The organism is Bacillus sp. 0909A (assembly GCF_036765115.1).
GTDB classification, from domain to species: domain Bacteria; phylum Bacillota; class Bacilli; order Bacillales; family Bacillaceae; genus Bacillus; species Bacillus mojavensis.
Map to the genome: position 1 here is coordinate 923,023 of NZ_JBAIZU010000003.1, position 7,754 is coordinate 930,776.

The window sequence follows — 7,754 nt, forward strand, 5'->3', positions numbered from 1 at the left end:
ATTAATACATTATCCGTTAGGAGGATAAAAATGAAATTTACGATTCAAAAAGATCGTCTTGTTGAAAGTGTCCAAGATGTATTAAAAGCAGTTTCATCCAGAACTACAATTCCGATTTTGACCGGTATTAAGATCGTTGCCTCAGATGAAGGGGTATCTTTTACAGGGAGCGATTCAGATATTTCCATCGAGTCTTTTATTCCGAAAGAAGAAGGAGATAAAGAAATCGTTACGATTGAACAGCCAGGCAGCATTGTATTACAAGCCCGCTTTTTTAGTGAAATTGTAAAAAAACTCCCGATGGCAGCTGTAGAAATCGAAGTGCAAAATCAATATCTGACGATTATCCGCTCTGGAAAAGCCGAATTTAACCTAAATGGACTTGATGCTGATGAATATCCGCATTTGCCGCAGATCGAAGAGCATCATGCGATTCAGATTCCTACGGATTTGTTAAAAAACCTAATTAGACAAACAGTGTTTGCAGTGTCCACCTCAGAAACACGTCCTATATTGACAGGTGTAAACTGGAAAGTGGAGAAAAGTGAATTATTATGCACTGCGACGGATAGCCACCGTTTGGCTTTAAGAAAAGCGAAACTTGATATTTCAGAAGACAGATCATATAACGTTGTGATTCCGGGTAAGAGCTTAACTGAACTCAGCAAAATTTTAGATGACAACCAAGAACTAGTAGATATCGTCATTACAGAAACCCAGGTTCTGTTTAAAGCAAAAAACGTCTTGTTTTTCTCGCGCCTGCTGGATGGAAATTACCCAGATACAACGAGCCTTATTCCTCAAGAAAGCAAGACAGAAATCATTGTGAACACAAAAGAATTCCTTCAGGCGATTGATCGTGCATCTCTATTAGCCAGAGAAGGACGCAATAACGTGGTGAAGCTTTCAGCAAAACCTGCTGAATCAATTGAGATTTCTTCTAATTCACCTGAAATCGGAAAAGTTGTGGAAGCAGTTCTTGCAGATCAAATTGAGGGTGAGGAATTAAATATCTCTTTTAGTCCAAAATATATGCTAGATGCATTAAAGGTGCTTGAAGGAGCAGAGATACGTGTCAGCTTTACAGGAGCTATGAGACCTTTCTTAATTCGCACGCCGAATGATGAAACAATCGTACAGCTTATCCTCCCTGTCAGAACCTATTAATCCAATATACGGCTGCCGACCTGTTCGGCAGCTTTTCTATTCGGTATCTGCTCCGTCAAGTTTTCCCTTTCCCTAATTCGTTTTTTTTTAGTACAATTAGATATTAGTGATATTTGAAAGAGGTCGATATAATGGCAAATCCGATTTCTATTGATACAGAGATGATCACACTCGGTCAATTTCTGAAATTAGCCGATGTGATTCAGTCAGGCGGTATGGCAAAGTGGTTTTTGAGCGAGCATGAAGTGCTTGTTAACAATGAGCCGGACAATCGCCGCGGCAGAAAACTGTATGTTGGAGATGTGGTAGAGATTGAAGGATTTGGTCTATTTCAAGTCGTCAATTAAAGCGGGTGACACTGATTGCATATCCAGAACTTAGAACTGACATCTTACCGCAACTACGAACATGCTGAACTTCAATTTGAAAATAAAGTAAATGTGATCATTGGAGAAAATGCCCAGGGGAAAACAAACCTCATGGAAGCGATCTATGTCTTGTCCATGGCAAAATCGCATCGGACTTCAAATGACAAAGAACTTATCCGATGGGACAAAGACTATGCTAAAATAGAGGGAAGAGTGATGAAGCAAAACGGAGCGATCCCGATGCAGCTTGTCATCTCCAAAAAGGGTAAAAAGGGCAAGGTCAATCATATCGAACAGCAAAAGCTCAGCCAGTATGTCGGTGCCCTCAACACCATCATGTTCGCGCCGGAAGATTTAAACCTTGTAAAGGGAAGCCCTCAAGTGAGACGGAGGTTTCTTGACATGGAAATCGGCCAAGTTTCTCCCGTCTATCTGTATGACCTTTCTCTTTACCAGAAGATTCTTTCCCAGCGAAATCATTTTCTGAAGCAGCTGCAAACAAGAAAACAAACTGACAGAACAATGCTTGATGTTCTGACTGATCAGCTTATTGAAGTTGCCGCAAAAGTCGTCGTAAAACGTCTGCAGTTCACGGCACAGCTCGAAAAATGGGCGCAGCCTATCCATTCGGGCATCTCAAGAGGGCTTGAGGAACTGACGCTGAAGTACCATACGGCTCTTGAGGTATCAGATCCTGTAGACTTGTCGAAAATAGGAGATAGCTATCAAGAAGCGTTTTCTAAATTAAGAGAAAAAGAAATTGAGCGTGGCGTCACGCTGTCTGGACCTCATCGGGATGATGTTCTTTTCTATGTGAACGGACGCGATGTGCAGACGTACGGTTCTCAAGGACAGCAGCGGACGACGGCATTATCCCTTAAGCTGGCTGAGATTGACCTGATCCATGAAGAAATCGGAGAATATCCCATTTTACTATTGGATGATGTGCTGAGTGAGCTGGATGATTATCGCCAATCGCACTTGCTTCATACCATCCAGGGCCGTGTACAAACGTTTGTCACAACGACAAGCGTTGATGGCATTGATCACGAAACCTTACGGCAAGCAGGAATGTTCCGTGTGCAAAACGGTGCGTTAGTGAAGTGAAGAAATGAGGTGGGCAATTGTATATTCATTTAGGTGATGATTTTGTGGTTTCAACATGCGATATTATTGGCATTTTTGATTTTAAAGCCAACATGTCGCCAATTGTTGAAGAATTTCTGAAAAAACAGAAACACAAGCTTGTGCCTTCCGTAAACGGCACACCCAAATCTATCGTAGTCACGGTTCAGAATATATATTACTCTCCCTTATCTTCCAGCACATTAAAAAAACGTGCGCAATTTATGGTTGAAATAGATTCTTAGTGATTTTTGATAACGAATATATTGTTTAAGAAAAGTGTAGGTGAATAACGTGGCTATGGAACAGCAGCAAAATAGTTATGATGAAAATCAGATACAGGTACTAGAAGGATTGGAAGCTGTTCGTAAAAGACCGGGGATGTACATCGGTTCAACTAACAGTAAAGGTCTTCACCATCTGGTATGGGAAATTGTCGACAATAGTATTGACGAAGCCCTGGCCGGTTATTGTACAGATATCAATATCCTAATTGAAAAAGACAACAGCATCACAGTAATTGATAATGGCCGCGGGATTCCAGTCGGTATTCATGAGAAAATGGGCCGTCCTGCGGTTGAAGTCATTATGACTGTGCTTCACGCCGGAGGAAAATTTGACGGAAGCGGATATAAAGTGTCCGGAGGTTTGCACGGTGTAGGTGCCTCTGTCGTTAACGCGTTATCAACAGAGCTTGTTGTGACTGTTCACCGTGACGGAAAAATCCATCGTCAAGTCTATAACCGCGGTATCCCGGTTTCTGATCTCGAGGTTATTGGCGAAACGGATCATACCGGAACGACTACACATTTTGTTCCAGATCCTGAAATTTTCACGGAAACAACTGAGTATGAATATGATCTGCTTGCTAACCGTGTCCGTGAACTAGCCTTTTTGACAAAAGGCGTAAACATCACGATTGAAGATAAACGTGAAGGACAAGAACGCAAAAATGAGTATCATTACGAAGGCGGAATAAAAAGCTATGTAGAGTATTTAAACCGCTCCAAAGAAGTTGTCCATGAAGAGCCGATTTATATTGAAGGCGAAAAGGACGGCATTACGGTTGAAGTCGCTCTGCAATACAATGACGGCTACACAAGCAATATTTACTCATTTACAAACAATATCAACACGTACGAAGGCGGTACCCATGAAGCCGGTTTTAAAACGGGGTTGACTCGTGTCATCAATGATTACGCCAGAAAAAAAGGACTCATAAAAGAAAATGATCCAAACTTGAGCGGAGATGATGTGAGAGAAGGGCTTACCGCGATTATCTCGATCAAACACCCGGATCCGCAGTTCGAAGGCCAAACGAAAACAAAATTAGGCAACTCAGAGGCGCGGACTATCACAGATACGTTATTTTCTGCGGCGTTGGAAACATTTATGCTGGAAAATCCAGATGCGGCCAGAAAAATCGTTGACAAAGGTTTAATGGCGGCAAGAGCAAGAATGGCTGCGAAAAAAGCACGTGAATTAACGCGCCGCAAAAGTGCTTTGGAGATTTCAAACCTTCCCGGTAAATTAGCGGACTGCTCTTCGAAAGACCCGAGCATCTCCGAGTTATATATCGTAGAGGGTGACTCTGCCGGAGGATCTGCGAAACAGGGGCGTGACAGACATTTCCAGGCCATTTTGCCGCTTAGAGGTAAAATCCTGAACGTTGAAAAAGCAAGGCTTGATAAAATTCTTTCTAACAACGAAGTTCGTTCTATGATTACTGCACTCGGCACAGGTATCGGGGAAGATTTCAACTTGGAAAAAGCCCGTTATCACAAAGTTGTCATTATGACAGATGCCGACGTTGACGGCGCGCACATCAGAACATTGCTGTTGACGTTCTTTTACAGATATATGCGTCAGATTATCGAAAACGGCTACGTGTACATCGCGCAGCCGCCGCTCTACAAAGTCCAGCAGGGTAAACGCGTTGAATATGCCTACAATGACAAGCAGCTTGAGGAACTGTTGCAAACTCTTCCTCAAACGCCTAAGCCTGGATTGCAGCGTTACAAAGGTCTTGGTGAAATGAATGCCACCCAGCTTTGGGAGACAACGATGGATCCGAGCTCAAGAACGCTTCTGCAGGTGACTCTAGAGGATGCAATGGATGCGGATGAAACGTTCGAAATGCTGATGGGAGACAAAGTAGAACCGCGCAGAAATTTCATAGAAGCAAATGCGAGATACGTGAAAAATCTCGACATCTAATAATAAAAAGCCTTATTTCCAATTAGAAATAAGGCTTTTTTCTGAACTGGACAGGACCCAGGAATTCTTGTAAAACCTATATATTCTAGTAATTTAATGTGTATAAGTATAAGTTTATTGATATAATGGAGAATAGTGAAATCGTATTGAAGATCATAATGGACAATCTACTCCCACATAATTTCATGTGATACTTCAGGGAGGTTTTTTAATGAGTGAACAAAACACACCAAAAGTTCGTGAAATAAATATCAGTCAGGAAATGCGCACGTCCTTTTTGGATTATGCGATGAGCGTTATCGTATCCCGGGCACTGCCGGATGTGCGTGACGGTTTAAAACCGGTTCACAGACGGATTTTATACGCGATGAATGATTTAGGCATGACGAGTGACAAGCCGTATAAAAAATCGGCTCGTATCGTCGGAGAAGTTATCGGGAAATACCACCCTCACGGTGATTCAGCGGTATATGAATCTATGGTCAGAATGGCGCAGGATTTCAACTACCGTTATATGCTTGTCGACGGTCATGGAAACTTTGGTTCTGTAGACGGAGACTCAGCTGCTGCGATGCGTTACACCGAAGCCAGAATGTCTAAGATCGCCATGGAAATTCTGCGAGACATTACAAAAGACACGATTGATTATCAAGATAACTATGACGGGTCAGAGAGAGAACCTGTTGTCATGCCGTCAAGATTCCCAAACCTGCTTGTAAATGGAGCAGCCGGAATTGCAGTCGGAATGGCTACAAATATACCGCCGCACCAGCTTGGAGAAATTATCGACGGAGTGCTTGCCGTAAGCGAGAACAAGGACATAACAATCCAAGAGCTGATGGAATTCATTCCTGGACCGGATTTCCCGACTGCCGGACAAATTTTAGGCAGAAGCGGAATCCGCAAGGCATATGAATCCGGAAGAGGTTCTATTACGATTCGGGCAAAAGCAGAAATTGAAGAAACTTCTTCAGGGAAAGAAAGAATTTTAGTAACAGAACTCCCTTATCAGGTGAATAAAGCGCGTCTAATTGAGAAGATTGCTGATCTTGTCAGGGATAAGAAAATTGAAGGGATAACTGATTTGCGTGATGAATCTGACCGTAACGGTATGCGGATTGTGATTGAAATCAGACGAGATGCCAATGCGCATGTTATCCTGAACAACCTGTACAAACAGACAGCCCTGCAAACCTCCTTCGGGATTAATATGCTCGCGCTTGTTGACGGTGAGCCGAAGGTATTAAATTTAAAGCAATGTCTGGTGCATTACCTAGATCATCAAAAAGTCGTTATCAGACGCCGTACAGCTTATGAATTGCGTAAAGCGGAGGCAAGAGCGCATATCTTGGAAGGATTAAGGATTGCTCTTGATCATCTTGATGCAGTTATATCCCTTATCCGTAGCTCTCAAACGGCTGAAATTGCGAGAACAGGGTTAATTGAACAATTCTCGCTGACCGAAAAGCAAGCCCAAGCTATTCTAGACATGAGGCTCCAGCGTTTAACAGGATTGGAAAGAGAAAAGATTGAAGAAGAATACCAATCCCTTATTAAATTAATTGCGGAGCTTAAAGAAATCTTGGCCAATGAAGAAAAAGTGCTTGAGATCATCCGTGAAGAGCTTACAGAAATTAAAGAGCGTTTCAACGATGAAAGACGCACTGAGATCGTTACTGCCGGTCTTGAAACAATTGAAGATGAAGATCTCATCGAAAGAGAGAACATCGTTGTCACCCTGACACATAACGGATATATCAAACGTCTGCCTGCTTCGACCTACCGCAGTCAAAAGCGCGGAGGAAAAGGCGTTCAGGGAATGGGAACAAACGAAGATGATTTCGTTGAACATTTGATCTCTACTTCAACACATGACACGATTCTCTTCTTCTCCAACAAAGGGAAAGTGTATCGTGCAAAAGGGTATGAAATCCCTGAATACGGTAGAACCGCTAAGGGAATCCCGATTATCAATCTGTTGGAGGTAGAAAAAGGTGAATGGATTAACGCAATTATCCCAGTCACCGCATTCGAAGAAGATCTCTATCTCTTCTTCACAACAAAACATGGGATTTCAAAACGCACTTCACTGTCTCAGTTTGCTAATATCCGTAACAACGGCTTAATTGCGCTGAGCTTGCGGGAAGATGATGAATTAATGGGTGTCCGGCTTACTGACGGCACAAAACAAATCATCATCGGAACGAAAAACGGACTGCTGATTCGTTTCTCTGAAACAGATGTTAGGGAAATGGGAAGAACAGCGGCAGGCGTAAAAGGCATCACCCTTACTGACGACGATATTGTCGTCGGCATGGAAATATTAGAGGAAGAATCTGATGTCCTTATCGTGACTGAGAAAGGTTACGGTAAACGAACTCCGGCTGAAGAATACAGAACCCAAAGCCGAGGCGGAAAAGGACTGAAAACATGTAAAATCACGGAGAACAACGGCCATTTAGTAGCGGTGAAAGCTACCAAAGGTGAAGAGGATCTGATGATTATTACTGCCAGCGGTGTACTGATCAGAATGGATATCAATGATATCTCAACTACCGGACGCGTAACTCAAGGCGTACGTCTCATCAGAATGGCGGAACAAGAGCATGTTGCCACAGTCGCATTAGTTGAGAAAAACGATGATAATGAAGAAAATGAGCAAGAAGAGACGCAAGAAAGTTAAAGAAAAAGCGCGGCTATACCAGCTGCGCTTTTTTATATCAAAAACTCTTTACAGTGAGAAGAATTATGGTATAATCATTTCTGTTGTCTTTTAAAAAAGACATGACATTACTAGATGAAAACATTTTTCAAAAAAAGTGTTGACCTAGTTAACTAAAAATGTTACTATTAAGTAGTCGCTTCGAGAGAGGCGCG

6 protein-coding genes are annotated in these 7,754 nt (G+C 42.5%); all 6 read left to right on the top strand.

Going from position 1 to position 7,754, the window contains the following annotated elements:
- Positions 1-30: 30 nt before the first annotated feature.
- The 6 genes from dnaN to gyrA all read left to right on the top strand — a co-directional run bounded on the left by dnaN (position 31) and on the right by gyrA (position 7,560).
- Positions 31-1,167, top strand: coding sequence for a DNA polymerase III subunit beta (gene dnaN / locus V6D42_RS14870; RefSeq protein WP_010332674.1), 1,137 nt, complete (start codon positions 31-33; stop codon positions 1,165-1,167).
- Between the two features lie 131 nt (positions 1,168-1,298).
- The gene (gene rlbA / locus V6D42_RS14875; protein WP_333513716.1) at positions 1,299-1,514 is read left to right on the top strand and encodes a ribosome maturation protein RlbA; all 216 of its coding nucleotides are present in this window, start codon (positions 1,299-1,301) and stop codon (positions 1,512-1,514) included.
- Between the two features lie 15 nt (positions 1,515-1,529).
- A complete protein-coding gene (recF, locus tag V6D42_RS14880; RefSeq protein WP_333513717.1) occupies positions 1,530-2,642 on the top strand; it encodes a DNA replication/repair protein RecF in 1,113 nt (370 codons plus the stop codon).
- A 17-nt stretch (positions 2,643-2,659) separates the two neighbouring features.
- The gene (remB, locus tag V6D42_RS14885) at positions 2,660-2,905 is read left to right on the top strand and encodes an extracellular matrix regulator RemB (RefSeq protein WP_010332676.1); all 246 of its coding nucleotides are present in this window, start codon (positions 2,660-2,662) and stop codon (positions 2,903-2,905) included.
- Positions 2,906-2,960: 55 nt separating this feature from the next.
- A complete protein-coding gene (gyrB, locus tag V6D42_RS14890) occupies positions 2,961-4,877 on the top strand; it encodes a DNA topoisomerase (ATP-hydrolyzing) subunit B (RefSeq protein WP_333513718.1) in 1,917 nt (638 codons plus the stop codon).
- A gap of 211 nt (positions 4,878-5,088) precedes the next feature.
- Positions 5,089-7,560 (top strand): DNA topoisomerase (ATP-hydrolyzing) subunit A, encoded by a 2,472-nt coding sequence (gene gyrA / locus V6D42_RS14895; RefSeq protein WP_168746733.1) that lies wholly within the window; start codon positions 5,089-5,091, stop codon positions 7,558-7,560.
- Positions 7,561-7,754 lie beyond the last annotated feature (194 nt).

Bases quoted from the DNA above. Each gene is read 5' to 3' on its own strand.
- gyrA (WP_168746733.1), top strand. From the start codon at position 5,089: ATGAGTGAACAAAACACACCAAAAGTTCGTGAAATAAATATCAGTCAG.
- dnaN (WP_010332674.1), top strand. From the start codon at position 31: ATGAAATTTACGATTCAAAAAGATCGTCTTGTTGAAAGTGTCCAAGAT.
- gyrB (WP_333513718.1), top strand. From the start codon at position 2,961: ATGGAACAGCAGCAAAATAGTTATGATGAAAATCAGATACAGGTACTA.
- rlbA (WP_333513716.1), top strand. From the start codon at position 1,299: ATGGCAAATCCGATTTCTATTGATACAGAGATGATCACACTCGGTCAA.